At 61.3% G+C, this 15,756-nt stretch carries 14 protein-coding genes; 1 reads left to right on the top strand and 13 read right to left on the bottom strand.

Annotated features, from left to right (window positions below; all coding sequences use genetic code 11):
* Positions 1 to 119 precede the first annotated feature (119 nt).
* Positions 120 to 698, top strand: coding sequence for a hypothetical protein (locus NH398_RS16315; protein ID WP_253019277.1), 579 nt, complete (start codon positions 120 to 122; stop codon positions 696 to 698).
* Here NH398_RS16315 and NH398_RS16310 read toward each other — a convergent pair.
* The 13 genes from NH398_RS16310 to NH398_RS16250 all read right to left on the bottom strand — a co-directional run bounded on the left by NH398_RS16310 (position 695) and on the right by NH398_RS16250 (position 15,679).
* Positions 695 to 2,707: a diguanylate cyclase gene (locus NH398_RS16310; protein WP_253019276.1), complete on the bottom strand. Its 2,013-nt coding sequence runs from the start codon at positions 2,705 to 2,707 to the stop codon at positions 695 to 697. The genes NH398_RS16315 and NH398_RS16310 overlap by 4 nt on opposite strands.
* A 23-nt stretch (positions 2,708 to 2,730) precedes the next feature.
* Entirely contained in the window at positions 2,731 to 3,402 is a 672-nt protein-coding gene (locus tag NH398_RS16305; RefSeq protein ID WP_253019275.1) for an OmpA family protein, read from the bottom strand.
* A 4-nt stretch (positions 3,403 to 3,406) separates the two neighbouring features.
* Complete coding sequence (locus NH398_RS16300) at positions 3,407 to 4,222, bottom strand: MotA/TolQ/ExbB proton channel family protein (protein ID WP_159340622.1); 816 nt, start codon at positions 4,220 to 4,222, stop codon at positions 3,407 to 3,409.
* 39 nt (positions 4,223 to 4,261) lie between these two features.
* The gene (locus NH398_RS16295) at positions 4,262 to 4,963 is read right to left on the bottom strand and encodes an RNA polymerase sigma factor FliA (RefSeq protein WP_253019274.1); all 702 of its coding nucleotides are present in this window, start codon (positions 4,961 to 4,963) and stop codon (positions 4,262 to 4,264) included.
* Between the two features lie 26 nt (positions 4,964 to 4,989).
* Positions 4,990 to 5,439, bottom strand: coding sequence for a flagellar protein FlhE (locus NH398_RS16290; RefSeq protein WP_253019273.1), 450 nt, complete (start codon positions 5,437 to 5,439; stop codon positions 4,990 to 4,992).
* 46 nt (positions 5,440 to 5,485) lie between these two features.
* The gene (locus tag NH398_RS16285; RefSeq protein ID WP_253019272.1) at positions 5,486 to 6,085 is read right to left on the bottom strand and encodes a hypothetical protein; all 600 of its coding nucleotides are present in this window, start codon (positions 6,083 to 6,085) and stop codon (positions 5,486 to 5,488) included.
* Positions 6,082 to 8,277 (bottom strand): flagellar biosynthesis protein FlhF, encoded by a 2,196-nt coding sequence (gene flhF / locus NH398_RS16280; RefSeq protein ID WP_253019271.1) that lies wholly within the window; start codon positions 8,275 to 8,277, stop codon positions 6,082 to 6,084. The genes NH398_RS16285 and flhF overlap by 4 nt, the downstream gene beginning before the upstream one ends.
* An 18-nt stretch (positions 8,278 to 8,295) precedes the next feature.
* The gene (gene flhA / locus NH398_RS16275) at positions 8,296 to 10,377 is read right to left on the bottom strand and encodes a flagellar biosynthesis protein FlhA (RefSeq protein ID WP_159340618.1); all 2,082 of its coding nucleotides are present in this window, start codon (positions 10,375 to 10,377) and stop codon (positions 8,296 to 8,298) included.
* Positions 10,374 to 11,540: a flagellar biosynthesis protein FlhB gene (gene flhB, locus NH398_RS16270; protein ID WP_159340617.1), complete on the bottom strand. Its 1,167-nt coding sequence runs from the start codon at positions 11,538 to 11,540 to the stop codon at positions 10,374 to 10,376. Before flhB ends, flhA begins: the two co-directional genes overlap by 4 nt.
* Before the next feature lie 133 nt (positions 11,541 to 11,673).
* Positions 11,674 to 12,369, bottom strand: coding sequence for a protein phosphatase CheZ (cheZ, locus tag NH398_RS16265; protein ID WP_159340616.1), 696 nt, complete (start codon positions 12,367 to 12,369; stop codon positions 11,674 to 11,676).
* A 42-nt stretch (positions 12,370 to 12,411) separates the two neighbouring features.
* Positions 12,412 to 12,801 carry a chemotaxis response regulator CheY gene (gene cheY, locus NH398_RS16260; RefSeq protein WP_139527816.1) on the bottom strand — a complete coding sequence of 130 codons (390 nt, stop codon included), beginning with the start codon at positions 12,799 to 12,801 and terminating at the stop codon, positions 12,412 to 12,414.
* Between the two features lie 53 nt (positions 12,802 to 12,854).
* On the bottom strand, positions 12,855 to 14,564 hold the full coding sequence (locus NH398_RS16255) for a methyl-accepting chemotaxis protein (protein WP_253019270.1): 1,710 nt from the start codon (positions 14,562 to 14,564) through the stop codon (positions 12,855 to 12,857).
* Positions 14,565 to 14,617: 53 nt separating this feature from the next.
* A complete protein-coding gene (locus tag NH398_RS16250; RefSeq protein ID WP_253019269.1) occupies positions 14,618 to 15,679 on the bottom strand; it encodes a chemotaxis response regulator protein-glutamate methylesterase in 1,062 nt (353 codons plus the stop codon).
* Positions 15,680 to 15,756: the final 77 nt, after the last annotated feature.

The following is a 15,756-nucleotide window of genomic DNA, read 5'->3' as shown; positions in this document are numbered from 1 at the left end:
TCTACTATATGGGCCGACTTTTTTCATCAAACACACTAGATATAGAAAAATCAGCACCTTACCCTTTTGCTTATTCCCAACACGCTATAGGCTTAGGGATTTCGATGACGATACGACCTATGAACCTCACACGCGCCCTTAACGCTATCCCCTACGCCCTCTCCGCCCTACTTCTCGCCAGTCCAGCGCTGACGCAGGCAGCGACGTTCAATGTCAACGCCACCGAGCGTCACGAGCACTGGCAGTCGATGGCCCTCACCCTGGGCGACGAACGTCACTTCCGTGCCGTAGAAACCCACAGCTACTCCGACGCTACGCTCAGCGTGAACGCGACCCAAGGCGTCTGCGATCTGCCTTGGCTAGAGATGCGGGTCACGCTAGAACAGCAGCAAGGAGAGAGTCGCGCGGTAAACCTCGTGCCCACGCGGCTGCGCATCGATGATCAGCCAATTGTCGATACCATGGCCGAGTTCATCACCGAACGCGGTGATGACGGTTTCTACGCCCACTTCTATCTGGGCGATATGGCGCAGCTGATCGAGGAGATGCAAACGGGGGAACAGCTCTTTCTGGGCTTCGATCAGAACGAGCAGGAGCCGTGGTACATGACCTTTAGCCTGGCGGGGGCAGACGAAGCCTTGGCGCGGATGCAGGCGCTATGCGCTGGCGCGGCTGCCGAGGCACCCAGCGCGCCTTAGAGCACGCGCTCTTCGGCCAGCTCTACCCGGTTGCGTCCGCTGCGTTTGGCTCGATACATGGCCACGTCGGCGCGGGCCATGAGCGTTTTACAGCTATCGCCTGGCTGCCAAATCGCCACGCCAATGCTCACCGTGATGGGTTGCTCAAGACCATTGACGTGCAGCGTCGCGACGAGGCTACGCAGCCGCTCCGCCAGGCCGACGGCAGCGTCCATGTCCGAGTGGGTCGCCAGTACCACGAACTCTTCGCCGCCCCAACGCCCCAGGTGGTCGCAGCCGCGCAGGGACGTCTCCACTAGGCGCGCCAGCGACACCAGCACGTCGTCGCCGACGCTGTGGCCATGGGTATCGTTGATCTGTTTGAAGTGATCCACGTCGAACAGCAGCAGCGCAAAGGCCGCGCCGTATCGCTTGGCCGCCACCAGCTCTGCATCGATGGCTTGTTCGATACGGTAGCGGTTCCACACCTGAGTGAGCGGATCGAAGTGCGCCAGCTGCTCCAAGCGCTGGTTCGCGGCGGCCAGCGCTTTACGCTCACGCTCTAAATGCATGTTCAGCGTGCTGATCTCATAGGCGGAGATGGCCAGAGTCAGATCTTCCCCCAAGTCCATGACGGCCAGTCGCTCGACGCGCTGCCACGCCTCGCTCTTGCCCACCACCTCTTCGCACCAGGCCGCCGACGGCGCGACCATCACCGACGGTAACGGTGCCGAGGTCGGCTGCATTGCCCAGTAGAGGGTTTCCACCTGCTCGGGCCGGAAGAACATCAGCCAGCCACGCTGGGCAGGGCTCATGGGTAGCGGTACGGCCAGAATGCCGCACTGTTCGGGCATGCGCAGCGATGCGGTCAGCGGCTCGCTTGCAGCCCCTCGTGTGCACCAGGGGCCGCTATGCCGATGGGCTTTCTCCAGGCGTTTGACGAACTGGCAAATCACCGCCGCTTCGGGAGTATGACCACAGGCGTAAATACTGCCTTTCAACCACAGCGCCACACCGTGGGCGCGGAACAGCGAGCACCACGTCTCTGCCTGAGCCTCCAACAAGTCGGCGGGACTTTGCGGCTCGCTCCGGGCATTCGTGGATAGCACCAGGCTATCCTGCACGCGCTGCAAATAGCGGGCCTCTTGTCGCGCCCGAAGTAGCAACAGCCGCTGGGTCGCCATCTGCACCAGCGTGCGTACGGCATCGCGCACCGGGGGCGATACGGGATGCGGCGCTGCCGAGTGACAAAACAGCAGGCCCCATAGCCCATTATCGCCCTGCATGGCCAGGCTCAGCGAACCGCGTACGCCTAGCCGCTGCAAGTAGCGCTGGCGCTCCGGCGCAGGGGCTCGTAGAAAACAGTGGCGCAGATCGACGTTCTCACCATCTGGCGTACACGGCAGCGGCGGTTCGGCGGGGGCACAAACGTCATAAATCAGGCGAACGGGATGCCGTTCGTAGGTTCGGCGTAGCGTGACGGGGAAGTCACTGGCCGGGAAGCGCTGCCCCAGCAGCGCAGGCAAAGGACCACCTTGCGCCTCGGCGACGATCAGCCCGTGCCAGTCGCTATCGAAATGGCACACCGACACACGGTCGTGGCCGGTCAACTGCTGCACGGCGCTCACCAGCACATCCAACAGCTCTTCTTGATGGGTCGCTTCGGCCAAACGCATCAAGCGCTCGTTGACAGTGCCTAGCAGTCGCCGTTTGCCCAACGGATTAAGAGGTTCGAGCTCGACGATCACATGGTGATGGGTGCGGTGAGCGTGGATCTGCAGCCGCGTGGTGGTATTCGGTGGCCGGAAGGCCAGGGGGCTCGCCAGCCGCTGCTGCCCTTGAAGCTCTTGGCGCAACCGCTGACTCAATCGTTTACCCAGGACGCTGGCAGGCGTCAGCGCCTGGTGCTCTTGATCCACCACCCCTAGCAGCTTGGTCAAATGACGGCTGACCGCTTGAATGTGCTTACTCTCAGCATCGAGCACCATGACGGCGCCAAACGATTGGAGTAGCGAGTGATGCTTCGACACGAAGATAGCCTCGAGATAGTGCTTTACCCCTCGACCTGCTGCCGTAGCAACAGTTCAACGCGCCGGTTGGCTGCTCGCCCTTCCGAGGTAGCGTTACTTTCCATGGGTTGGGTGTCGGCGTAACCGACCGCCCGCATACGTGAAATGGCAATGCCTTGCCGTTCTAATTGGCGCACGACCGCAATGGCACGCCCTACCGACAGTTCCCAGTTTGAAGGAAACCGCGACGTCGAGATAGGCACATTATCGGTGTGGCCTTCAACGGAGATTTGACCGTCGAAGGTCTCCAGTACGGAGGAGAGCCGTTCTAACACATCTTGCCCTTGAGGCGTTAGCACATCGTTCCCGCTGGGAAACAAAAGGCTGTCATCGATGCGCAGGGTCACCCCTTCTTGACCCTGGGAGACGCTCACACCGGGTATATCCAGCCCTGCCATTTGAGGCTGCAAGCCATCATAACGGGGGTGGATACCGGTGGCGAGACTGGCCAGCGGCAGCGATGTCACGGCGTTGGCGGCACGCATGGCATCGCTGTCGTCCCCTTCGCCACCGTCCGGCGGCGTCAGGGCCAGCAGCAGAACGAACAGCGTGATGAGCAGGGTGAGGACATCCAGATAGCTGGTCAACCAGCTTTCGTCGCTCTCCCCCGCCGCAGCGGGCAGCTCCAGGGCATGCCGTGAGTCGCGGTCGAGCATGGCATTACCCTTTGAGTGCGGAGCCTACGTCGGGACGCGGTTTGACGTTGGCGTCACGGATTTCATCATGGTAGTTCGCCACGAAAGAGTTGAGCGTCTCTTCGATGAACGATGGCAGGCGACGCTTGGTGATCAGAGAAATGCCTTCTAGCACCATGTTCATGGTGATCAAACGCTCTTCGGTGCGCCGCTCTAGTTTGACCGCAATGGGCTTGAACACGAGATTGGCCAACAAAATGCCGTAGAACGTGGTCAATAGCGCCACCGCCATACGCGGGCCGATGACCTGCAGATCACCCGCATCCATCACTTCGAGCATGTTGACCAACCCCACCAGCGTACCAATCATCCCGAAGGCGGGTGCGTAGGTCGCCATGGTGCGAAAAATCTGCGCTTCGGCGTGTTCGCGGGCTTTCAAGCGGGCGATACGCCAGCGCAACATGTCGAAAATCTCATCCTCTTTGGTGTTGGCGATCACCAGTTGGATGCCGGTGCGCAGAAACGGGTTACGGGTGTGCTCGAGCTCCCGCTCTACGGCACGCACATCGCCTTTGAACCATAGCCGCGACATGGCGACCAGTTCGTTGATGTCGTCGCGCACGTACGTATTTTCACGGCGAAATACCAAGCCCACCAGGCGAACCACCCGCAATACTTCCTTCAACGGATAGCTGATGAAGGTCGCCGCCAGCGTACCGGTGATCACGATGGCCAAACCCGGCAAATTGATAAAACTTTCGGGCGACTCTGCGGTAAAGAACAGCACGCTCACCAGCAGCAACATGCTGGCAAAGATACCGATCAGCGTAGATGGGTTCATCAACGGCTCCTCGCCGGTTAGGGTTAGTGAGTTCCAGGGTTAATCGTGTTCGTGCAGGCGCGCCCGCAGGCGGCTCACCGCCTGGCTGTGCAACTGGGACACCCGCGACTCGGTGACGCCCAGCACGGCACCGACCTCTTTAAGATTCATCTCTTCTTGGTAGTAGAGCGCCATCAAGAGCTTTTCACGCTCGGGCAGTGCTTCGATGGCCTCGATCAGCGTTTGCCGCTGCTGCTCGTCGAGCAGCTGGTCGAACGGCCGGTGCTGGGCATCGTCCCCGGCGGGCTCGCCGCCATCGGCGACCAGCTCTTCGAACGGCAGCAGTTGGCCGCTATTGGTGTCGTTCAACAGCTGTTGGTATTCGCTCAGCGGCATCTCCAGCTCGCGGGCAATTTCGCCCTCTTCAGGAGGACGCCCCAACCGCTGCTCTAGACGACGCACTGCGTCATCCACCGCCCGCGCCGAACGGCGCACGCTGCGCGGCAGCCAATCGCGGGTGCGCAGCTCATCCATCATGGCACCGCGAATCCGCTGGCTGGCAAACGTTGCAAACGTTGCGCCCTGGGCAGCGTCGAAGCGTCCCAGCGCTTCCAACAGCCCGACCATGCCCGCCTGGATCAGATCATCTAGCTCAATACTCGCGGGCAACCTTACCTGCAGCGTTAAGGCCTGACGTCGCACCAGTGGCATGTATTGGGTTAACAGCTCACTCTGTTTGATCCTGCCTTGTGCTGTATACATCCTCGTGCCTCGCGGCTAAACGACCTTTACTGATAGTTCACTATCACCTGTAAACCCTGCACGCGTACCGGCCGCTGGCCGGGGGACAGGGCAAATCGGAAGTGCAGCGGCGCATTCGCCAGCGCACCTTCCAGCGCGGTGGTGCTGCCACGCATGCCCGACAGTGCTACACAGCGCTCTGGGTGACACAGCCACGCGTTGATAGGCTGGCTGGGAGGCGCCTCGAACCGCCACTGAACACGGGACAGGGTCGCCGCCCCCAACGGGATGCCTGCCGGTGGCGCAATCGCCTGACTGTTGCTGGTGCGGTCACTCATAGCCACCAGTACGCCCGGTACGTCGCGACTCCAGCTGCCGGGGGTCGCCGCCTGTACGTCAAGCGACAGCAGGGCAGCACTCAGCATTGCGGCGAGCGCTAACCGCCCAATGCACGACTGTACAACGTTTTTCCACACCGGTAAGGCCATCGGTCTCATACGTTGGTCCCCATGCTGCATCATTTTCACCTCGGCGGACAGCCGTTCAGCGCGCCAGCAGTAGCAGCTCGATGTCCAAGTAGTGCGCGGCGGCATCACGCAAATTCTCCAGCAGCCCTTGGCGCGGTAGGTGCGGCTCGTGGAGCGCTAGCAGACGTCGCGGGCCGCCGTGCTCCCGCACTTGGCGAAGCACCCGATACATACTGGCGAAGGCATCGGCATCGCTGCTGACCCATAGCGCCCAGCGGGCATGCGCCTTCGCCAGCGTGGCCAGCGACGGCGTGTCGGCCATGACCACCTGAATCTTCCAATCCTGGGGGTCGCCTGCCCATTGGCGGCCCAACGCAGACCACTGCCCCAAGCGGCCGCGCACTTTATCCACCTGCGCGGCCCCCGTGTTCGGGAGCCCTACCACGACCAGCGGTTTTTGAGGGCGCGGTGGCGTCACCGTCGCGGGCTCGGCGGCCGAGGCGACCGTGGGTGCCAAGGCGTCCTGGGTATGCACCGCGGCCTCTTCGGCAGTGACGGGCGCGGCAGGAGCCGCTGTTGCGTCCTGGGCATCTTGCGGTTCGTCCTCTGCGGCCCGCTGCTGGCGCTGCAGATCGGCCCATTTACGCAGGCCCGCCGCTTGATCTTGACCGCTCATACCAAGCCCTCACGACTGACACTGCCTAGCTGACGAATGGCATCGCGGGCCATCAATACGTGCACCAAGGCGTCCAGCAGCGCGGTGTCGCGGCGTTTTCGCTGGGTACCTAGCAGACGCAGCAGATCGGCCCGTAAGGCTTGGGCCGCTTCGTCATCGGCCAGGTCCAAATGGCCCGCCACTGCGGCGGCACCGCTGGCCATGAGTAGCCGCAGCTCACTGCTCACTTCGCCGCCATCCGCTTCTTTCAACTGCTGCCAAGCCCGCTTGGTGAGCGCCGACAACCCGTCACTCTGTAACTGGGTGACCAGCAGCGATAGCACATCGCTTCCCAGTCGGGCAGGCGTCAGCCAGTAGCGGCGCACCACGCGCTTGCTGCTCTCTGGATCGCGAACCTCGCCGACCCAGGCCAGCACGGCGTTGCCAGCGGCATCTGTCGCCTCCACGTAGGCGGTCAGCAGCTGCATGCCTTGCCCGCGAAACCGAATGTTCACGGCGTGAGTGAGCGTACTCTCTTGAAACAGCGTGCGCAGGGTGTAGCGCTCGCCCTGACAGTGTACGCGTTGACTCGCGGACACGGCGCTGACCCAGGTCAAGTGTTGGTCGGCGAGCCATGCCAGCGTGTCTGGCTCCGGTAGAGCGGGCAGCAAGTGGACGGCAATGTCTGTCGGGCAGTGCGCCAAGCGTGGCTGCCATCCCGCCGGTTGGCGGTGCTGTAAACGCGTTAGCGCCAGCCAAGCGCCCTGTTCGTTCAGCGCCACGTCCGGCATCGACCAGTCGCAGCCACGCTCGTTGCGTCTTGGCGACCACACGATGCCCATCGCGTCATGGGTGGCCTGCGCGCCGGTCAGCAGCGCCTCCAGGCGCTGGTCTTGCACTACGCTGGGCAACGCCGCGATGTCCCAGGCGGCCTCTAACCGATGAAAATCGACGACCCGCTGACGCAACCGCGTCAGGACCGACGACAGCCTGCGTCCTTGGCCCAGCACGTCCCGGGACCAGCGCGGCAAGCTCACCGGCGCGGACCGGTTCGCCGAAACGTTGGAAGCACGGGCAGATAGCGCTTGATCGATCAACCCAGAGGGCGTTGCCACGGCCATGTCCTCGGGCACCTGCTGGCCGTATGAGCCAAACAGCACGCGCATACCGTGGCGCATCACGATATCCAGCACGGGTGCCAGCCGCCCGGCTTCGTCTTGCTTGGTGATGATGCAGTCGTCGAGTTCGGCTCCAGCGGCACGTGCCGCCTGACGATAGCGCAGCACCACTTCTTCGAGGGTCTCCGGCTGACTGGCAGCATTGAGCAGCAGCACCAGCCTGACGGTCGACTGTCCGCCCTGTAAATGCGCAATTTGCTCGATGACCCGCTGATCCCGCTGGCTCATGCCGACGGTGTCGATGATCACCCACTGTTTGCCTTGCAGCCGCCCTACCAGCTCGTCGATGGGCTGCTCGACGTCGAGGGCATACATGGGCGTATCCAGCAGCCGGGCGTAGATACGCAGTTGCTCGTGGGCACCGATCCGGAAACTGTCGGTGGTCACCAGGGCCACGGGTCGGGTGCCGTGGCGCATCACGAAGCGCGCCGCCAGTTTGGCCGTGGTGGTGGTTTTACCGACACCGGTAGGCCCTACCAGTGCCACGATACCGGTTTGATCGAAAAAGCGCTCTTCGTGCGTGAGCACCTTCAGGCGCGCCATGAGCTGCTCGCGCAGCCAGGCGGTGGCAGCGTCCTGGCTGCCTTCCCGTGTCATCAGCTCGTCGGGCAGCGCTTCGAGCACCTCATGGCTCAGCTCGGCGCTAAAGCCTACCCGCGCCAGCAGCTCTTGCAGGTGCTCGTAGGTCGTTTGTGCGCCGCGCGAGGGGTCGGCGACCGGCTGACGGCGGGAGAGCAGCTCACGCATATCCTGCATTTCCCGCAGCAGGCGCTCGCTCATCGCTTCCAGCGGGTCCGGCTGCGTCGGCAGCGAGAAAGCGGGGGCTGAGGCGGGAGCCGGTGCTTCACGGGGGGGCTCTACGGGGGTCGTCGGCGACGGGTCGAACTGATCGACAGCGTCGTCGGCCATGGCCAGAATTTCAACGCCGCCTTCGGTGCGGCGATTGGCGACGATTAGCGCATCGTCGCCCAGTACTTCGCGCACTTGGCGCATTACATCGCGACTATTTGCTCCGACAAAACGTCTCACGCTCATATGTCACCTGTTACCAATTTAGCGGCCACCCACCAGGGTGGTCACACGCAGGGTGCGGTCGTCGGGAATCTCGGCCTGGGACATGACCACCAGGTGGCGCATCCGGCGGCGCAAAAAGCGCGACAGCACCGCTCGCAGCGAGTGTTGAACGACCAGGACCGGCGCTTCACCACTGCCTTCGTGCTTCTCCAGCGCCTGCTGCGCCTGATTCATCAGCGTATCCGCCAGTCCCGGCTCCATGGCACCGTTACCGTTCATGGCCTGCATCAATACTTGTTCAAGCTGCGCATCGAGGCCCATGACGTGCAGCGTCTCTTGGCCTGCGAACCACTGCTGGGTAATCGCGCGACCCAGCGCGATACGCACCAGCGCGGTCAGCTCGTTGGGGTCTTTCTGCTGCCCAGCGTACTCGGCCAGGGTATCCAATACGGTGCGCATGTCGCGAATCGAGACGTCCTCGTCCAGCAAATTCTGCAGAATCCGCTGCAGTACGGTGAGCGAGATCGCTTTGGGCACCACTTCCTCGACCAGCGATTTTTGATCTTCGCCCAGCTTGTCCAGCAGCTTTTGCACCTCCTGTCGGCCCAACATTTCAGGAGAGTGGCGATGTAACAAGTGGTTCAGGTGCGTGGCAATCACCGTGCTGGCATCCACGACCGTGTAACCGTAGACCTGGGCATGCTCGCGCTGATTGGCGTCGATCCATACCGCGGGCAGACCAAAGGCGGGGTCTTGGGTCGGTGTGCCCTGCAGCTCCCCAGACACTTGGCCAGGGTCGATGGCGAGCCACTTACCGGGCTGCGCCTCGGCGCGACCGATTTCGGCACCCTTCATGGAAAGCACGTAGGTGTTGGGTGGCAGCTCTAAGTTATCGCGAATATGCACCACCGGCGGCAGGAAGCCCACCTCCTGGGCGAATTTCTTGCGCACGCTTTTGATACGCCCCAACAGCTCGCCTTTTTGCCGTGAATCCACCAGCGGAATCAAACGGTGGCCCACTTCCAGGCCCAGCGTATCCACCAGCTGGACGTCTTCCCAGCTGGCCTCTGGCGTTTCCTGAACCGGCGGTGGTGCCGTGGATATCTCTTCTTTGACCAGCTTATGCTCTTTGCGACGGATCAGATACCACGCCAAACCGCCCAGCAGCGCAGTGAAGACCAGGAACACGAAGTTCGGCATGCCGGGCACAAGGCCAAGCAAGCCCATGACCATGGCCGCCAGAATCATGACTTGGGGATTGACGAACAGCTGGCTGATCATCTGCTGACCCACGTCCTGCTCGGTGTTCACGCGGGAGACGGTGACGCCTGCAGCGGTCGAGATGACCAGCGCCGGAATCTGTGCGACCAAGCCGTCACCAATCGTCAGCAGCGTGTAGGTACGCGCGGCATCGGCAAAGCCCAGGTCGTGCTGCATCATACCGATCAGCAAACCGCCAATGATGTTGACCACCATGATGACCAGACCCGCCACTGCATCACCGCGGACGAATTTACTGGCACCGTCCATGGAGCCGTAGAAGTCGGCTTCCTGGGCCACTTCGGCACGGCGCTTCTTCGCTTCGTCTTCCCCGATCAGACCAGCGTTCAAGTCGGCATCGATGGCCATCTGCTTGCCAGGCATGGCATCGAGCACGAAGCGAGCGCCCACTTCGGCAATACGCCCGGCACCCTTGGTGATAACCATGAAGTTAATGATGACCAGAATGAGGAAGACCACCAACCCCACCGCGAAGTTACCGCCAACGAGGAAGGTACCAAACGCCTCGATGACCTTGCCCGCCGCGTCGCCGCCTTCGTGCCCTTCCATCAGCACCACGCGGGTAGAGGCAACGTTTAGAGAGAGTCGCAGCAGCGTCGTGAATAGCAGTACCGCCGGGAACGCCGCAAAATCCAGCGGCTTTTCGGCAAACATGCTGACCAGCAGCACCATGATCGACAGCGCAATATTGAAGGTGAACAGCAGATCCAGCGCGAACGGCGGGAGGGGCAGAATCATCATGCCCAGAATCATTAAAATCAGCAGCGGGCCAGCGAGCAGCTTCATGCTCACGTCGTTCATCCAGGGTCGCTGATTGATCAACTGGCTTAAGCCTTTCATGTTTGCGCCTCATTGCCACCGGCGCGACGGCCGGGACTGTCCATTTCCGGGGGAACCGGTAAATTATCGGGAGTGGGGGGCACCTCGCCTCCTTGCTGTGCAACGTGCTTCAGACGGTAGGCCCAGGCCATGACCTCGGCCACGGCGGTGTATAGCTCTGCGGGCACCTCGGCCTCTAAGTCCACGTGATGATACAGGGCACGCGCCAGAGGCGCTGCTTCCAATCGCGGCACGCCGGCCTCTTCGCCTATGTCACGGATGCGGGCCGCCACGGCATCCGCCCCTTTGGCCACTAGCCGCGGAGCCCCCATGCGCCCCTCTTGGTACACCAATGCCACCGCATAATGCGTCGGGTTGGTGATGATCACATCGGCTTCGGGCACTTTGCTCATCATGCGCCCACGTGCCATGGCCTGCTGCTGCTGGCGAATGCGCCCTTTGACGTGAGGGTCGCCTTCGGAGTCCTTGTGCTCCTGCTTCACCTCTTCTTTGGTCATGCGCAGCTGCTTGGCGTTGTTCCAAAGCTGGAACGGCACGTCAATCAGGATCACCACGATCAATGACAAAACGATGAGCCCTGCCGCGAGCGCGGCCATGTTCAGCGCGCTCACCAGCGCCTGCTGAACGGGCTGATCCATCAACCCTAAGAAGCGCCCCATATTAAAATATAAAAAGCTAAACGCCACGCTCCCCACCAGCACCGACTTGGCAATCGCCTTGGCCAGCTCGGCCAGCGCCTGGGTGGAGAAGAGGCGTTTGATCCCCTTGATGGGATTGAGCTTCGAAAATTTGGGCTGCAGGGATTTGGCGGAGACGAGCCAGCCGCCCAGCAGAGCGGGCGCAACCAGCGCAATGACCGTGAGCAGAAGGAAGAGCGGCAGCATCGCTATCAGCGTTCGCTGGCCCAAGTCGAGTGCGTTGACCAGCATCGGCATGCTTTCCATGGCGTGGCGGCGCTCGAACAAGAACGCCTGCTCCATCACCATACCGAGCTGGTCGTAGAGCATCTGCCCCATGCCCCACAGACCCAGCACGCCTCCGAGCAGCATCATGAAGGTCGTCAGCTCTCGGGACCGAGGCACCTGACCCTCTTCCCGTGCTTTGTCCAAGCGTCGGGGCGTGGCCTCTTCGGTTTTTTCCTGATCGCTGTCGTTATCTGCCATGCTGTCATCCGGCTGACGAGTGGTCGGTTGACCAAAATAAGGCATACCATAAGCACAGCCGCCCTTGAGGACGGCTGAACTGAGGTCTTATTTTGCCAGATGCAGGGGGTTACAATGTGCTAATAACCCGGCATTAAAAGCCTAATTCGTCCAATAAGTCGTCTACCTGATCCTGTCCGGTGACGATATCGGGGGCGTTCTCTTTTACCTGAGGCCCGTTGAGAAGGTCTTCGTTACGGCGAGCGTTCTCGTTTTTCCACTGATCTTCGGCCTTGCGCTGCATCGTTTCACGCGCTTCTGCGCCGGGCACGTTGTCGATCAGCACCTGAACCAGCTGGTGTTCGATCTCGCGGATCACGTCCATCATCTTCTTGATGACCTGACCGGTGAGATCCTGGAAGTCCTGCGCCATCATGATGTCCAGCAACTCTTTGTTGGTCGCTGCCGTCATCTGCGGTACATCGCCCAGGTAGGTACGCGTCTCTTTGACCAGCGCCTTGGCGTCATCCAACTCCTTGGGCGCTTCGAACCACTCGGCCCAGCGCTTATCCAAGGCTTCGGCGCGTTCAGAGAGCTGGTCCTGCAGCGGCTGCGCACGGTCGATGGCATTGAGCGCCTTGTCCGCAGCCTGCTCGGTCATCGTCGCCACATAGTGCAGTCGGTCACGGGCGTCGGGAATCGCTTCGGCAGCCTTCTCGATCTCTTTGTCCAAGCCCAACTCACGCATGTTGTCGCGCAGCATGCGGGTGAGCTTACCGATACGAAAGATCAGGTCTTCAGCGGCTTCTTCGGACAGTTGGGCAGAACCACCCTGCTCATTCTGACTCATTGTGTTGTCTCCTCGTTAACCGAGCACCTTGGCTCAGCCGCGTCATTTACCCATTTTCTCGAAGATTTTATTCAGCTTCTCTTCCAGGGTGGCGGCAGTGAACGGCTTGACGACGTAACCATTGGCACCTGCTTGTGCGGCAGCAATGATGTTCTCTTTTTTGGCTTCCGCCGTCACCATGAGAACCGGCAGGTCTTTCAACGCATCATCCTGACGGATCTCCTTCAGCATCTCCAGGCCGTCAAGGTTCGGCATGTTCCAATCTGACACGACGAACTCAAAGTTGCCAGCGCGCAGCTTGTTGAGCGCGTCTTGCCCATCTTCGGCTTCATCCACGTTGGTAAAGCCAAGCTCTTTGAGCAGGCTGCGGACGATCCGGCGCATGGTGGGAAAGTCGTCTACTACCAAGAAGCTCATGTTCTTATCGGCCATGGGTCATCCTCTCACTAACATCATGTATTGGGTGACTGTCAATTCAGTCAGGGTTAAAACTCTTCCCACTCATCGTGGTGTTGGGGTGTCGCTTGACGCGGCGACGGCGTAGCGGCAGACGGTGCTGCTTTCCCCAGCGCGGGTTTGCTAGGCGCGCTCGACGCCGCGACACGCTGCGGCGGTAACGCGCTGCGCGCGGACTGGGCGCTCACCACCTGAAAGACCGCGACGGCTTCCTCTAAGCGATTCGCCTGCTCTTCGAGCGACGCCGCAGCGGCAGAGGCTTGCTGCACCAGCGCAGCGTTTTGCTGCGTCACCTGATCCATCTGGCCAACGGCCTGACTCACCTGCTCGATACCATCACTCTGCTCCTGAGACGCAGCGGAGATCTCATCCATGATATCGGTCACGCGGCGCACCGCCGTGACCACGTCGGTCATGGTTTGACCCGCCTTTTCTACCAGAGAAGAGCCCTGGTTGATTTGGCTAACAGAGGCGTCAATCAGCGTTTTAATCTCTTTTGCGGCATCGGCACTCCGGCTAGCGAGGTTGCGCACCTCGCCCGCCACGACGGCAAAGCCGCGCCCCTGCTCACCGGCCCGCGCCGCTTCGACGGAGGCGTTGAGCGCTAGAATATTGGTCTGAAAGGCAATCGAATCGATCACACTGGTAATGTCGGCCACTTTCTGCGAGCTCGTGGAGATACCCTGCATGGTCTCGACCACTTGCTGAACCACGTCGCCGCCCTGCTCGGCCGTGGTCGAGGCGTCCGCAGCCAAGGTGCTGGCCTGACGGGCATTGTCAGCGTTCTGCTTCACGGTCGCGGTCATCTGCTCCATGCTGGCCGCCGTTTGCTCGATCGAAGCAGCCTGCTGCTCGGTGCGTGACGAGAGATCCGCATTGCCGCTGGCGATTTCTCGGGTACCGTGGTGAATCTCGCGGCTGCCTTCGCGTACGCGTGTCACGGTCGCGCTGAGGTTCTGTTGCATGGTCGCCATGGCCGCGAAAAGGCGTCCAATTTCATTCTTACCGGCTTCGGGCAATGGCTGGGTCAGATCCGCCTCGGCAATACGATCCAGCCGTTGAACGGCATTGTTCAACGGCGCAATGACCGTACGGCGCAAGCCGAGATAGATCAACAGCGTGACCAGCAGGGCCAACCCAACGGCAAGAGCGTTAATCAGCGTAAAGGTATCGCCCTGGGACTCGGCATCGGTACGCGTTGTGTCGACGCGATCAAAAGCGTACTCGACAAACGCCGTGGTGCTTTCAGCAAGCTCGCTGAGGGGTTCTGCCAATTCACCGCGCAACTGATTGAAGGTATTGATATCCATGAACTCGAAGCTGGCGTGCTGCTGTTTGACCAGCTCGAGTACCGTGCGGAAATTGTCATCCACCGCCTCACCCAATACTTGCCCTTGGGGCGTACGTGGTGCGGCCGCGAACTTATTGAAGCGCTGCTCGGCCCGCTCGATGCGGTTGGCCGCCACATCGACCTGCTCGTTGGATTGCTGCGTACGCCCCACCATCAACAGATTCGACGCCGTTTCCATCGCCAGCATGGCCTGATTGAGCAGCGAATCCGCGCGGTTCAGCTCGTTGAGCTGTTCATTGCCAATCAAATTGAGCGTAGCCAGATTGGTTTGCGCGTTACGGTCGGCCATGACCCCTAGCCCGGCCACCACCAAAATGAGGGCGACGAAGCATGTAAGTGCCGTGACGACGGCGGCATGAATACTGAGATTGCGCAGCAAGCGAGTCATTGTTGTAGCTTCCCTTGTCAATATCTGTCCTGGTGATGATCGTTATCGTGTCGTCAAACGCGCTGGGCGCGACCGGAGGCGGCGATGAGCGCCATCAACCGTGACGGGATGTCGTCGAGCGCGACGACTTCGACGGCGCCCCCAACGGCAATCGCTTCACGAGGCATGCCGAACACCACGCAGGACTCTTCGTTCTGGGCGATGGTGGGCGCGCCTGCCTGGCGCATCTCCAACAGCCCCGCCGCGCCGTCTTTCCCCATCCCAGTGAGAATCACGCCGATGGCGTTCTTACCGGCATGCTTCGAAGCCGAGTGAAACAGCACATCGACCGACGGACGGTGACGGTTCACCGGCGGTCCATCGTTGAGCCGGGCCACGTAGTTCGCACCGCTACGCGCCAGCTCCAGGTGCTGATCGCCGGGCGCAATGTAAGCGTGACCGGGTAGCACACGCTCGCCGTCGGTGGCCTCTTTCACGGTGATGCGGCACAAACGATCCAGACGCTCGGCGAAAGAGCGGGTAAAGCCCCCCGGCATGTGCTGAGTGATCAAAATGGCAGGCGCGTTGGCGGGCAGCGGCTCCAGTACCGCGCGGATGGCCTCGGTACCTCCCGTGGAGGCGCCGATGATGATGAGCTTTTCACTGGTCGTCATCGGCGCTTTTAACTGGCTGGGCGGGGGCGTGTTCTTATGACGCGCCTGACGTGGGCGAGAGCGTGCGGCAGCGCGGAGCTTATCGGCGATCTCGTTGGCGTACTCCATCATGCCGCTACGAATGCCCAGGCTCGGCTTGGCAACAAAATCCAGCGCGCCCAGCTCCAGCGCTCGCAGGGTGATTTCAGAACCGCTTTGCGTCAGCGATGACACCATCAGCACCGGCATCGGGCGCAAACGCATCAAGCGCTCCAAAAAGTCGAGTCCGTCCATACGCGGCATCTCGACATCCAGCGTCAGCACATCAGGGTTGTGCTGCTTGATCAAATCACGGGCAGCAATGGGGTCAGGCGCAACGGCGACGACTTCCATGTCGGGCTGTGAGTTAATGATTTCCGTCAGCAAATCACGAATCAACGCCGAATCATCGACGCACAACACTTTAATCTTGGCTGCGCTCAAAGCACGCCTCCTCTTACGGTAGCCATTGCCGCGTCGCTCGTGGGGGGATAACGCCCACGGCCGAGCGAAGCGCGCAT

It is taken from the genome of Halomonas sp. CnH100-B (assembly GCF_024124605.1).
GTDB lineage: Bacteria > Pseudomonadota > Gammaproteobacteria > Pseudomonadales > Halomonadaceae > Vreelandella.
Note: the sequence above shows the minus strand (reverse complement) of the source record. Positions and strands in the feature narration are given on the sequence as shown.

Bases quoted from the DNA above. Each gene is read 5' to 3' on its own strand.
- NH398_RS16315 (WP_253019277.1), top strand. From the start codon at position 120: ATGAACCTCACACGCGCCCTTAACGCTATCCCCTACGCCCTCTCCGCC.
- NH398_RS16305 (WP_253019275.1), bottom strand. From the start codon at position 3,402: ATGCTCGACCGCGACTCACGGCATGCCCTGGAGCTGCCCGCTGCGGCG.
- NH398_RS16300 (WP_159340622.1), bottom strand. From the start codon at position 4,222: ATGAACCCATCTACGCTGATCGGTATCTTTGCCAGCATGTTGCTGCTG.
- NH398_RS16295 (WP_253019274.1), bottom strand. From the start codon at position 4,963: ATGTATACAGCACAAGGCAGGATCAAACAGAGTGAGCTGTTAACCCAA.
- NH398_RS16290 (WP_253019273.1), bottom strand. From the start codon at position 5,439: ATGAGACCGATGGCCTTACCGGTGTGGAAAAACGTTGTACAGTCGTGC.
- NH398_RS16285 (WP_253019272.1), bottom strand. From the start codon at position 6,085: ATGAGCGGTCAAGATCAAGCGGCGGGCCTGCGTAAATGGGCCGATCTG.
- flhF (WP_253019271.1), bottom strand. From the start codon at position 8,277: ATGAGCGTGAGACGTTTTGTCGGAGCAAATAGTCGCGATGTAATGCGC.
- flhA (WP_159340618.1), bottom strand. From the start codon at position 10,377: ATGAAAGGCTTAAGCCAGTTGATCAATCAGCGACCCTGGATGAACGAC.
- flhB (WP_159340617.1), bottom strand. From the start codon at position 11,540: ATGGCAGATAACGACAGCGATCAGGAAAAAACCGAAGAGGCCACGCCC.
- cheZ (WP_159340616.1), bottom strand. From the start codon at position 12,369: ATGAGTCAGAATGAGCAGGGTGGTTCTGCCCAACTGTCCGAAGAAGCC.
- cheY (WP_139527816.1), bottom strand. From the start codon at position 12,801: ATGGCCGATAAGAACATGAGCTTCTTGGTAGTAGACGACTTTCCCACC.
- NH398_RS16255 (WP_253019270.1), bottom strand. From the start codon at position 14,564: ATGACTCGCTTGCTGCGCAATCTCAGTATTCATGCCGCCGTCGTCACG.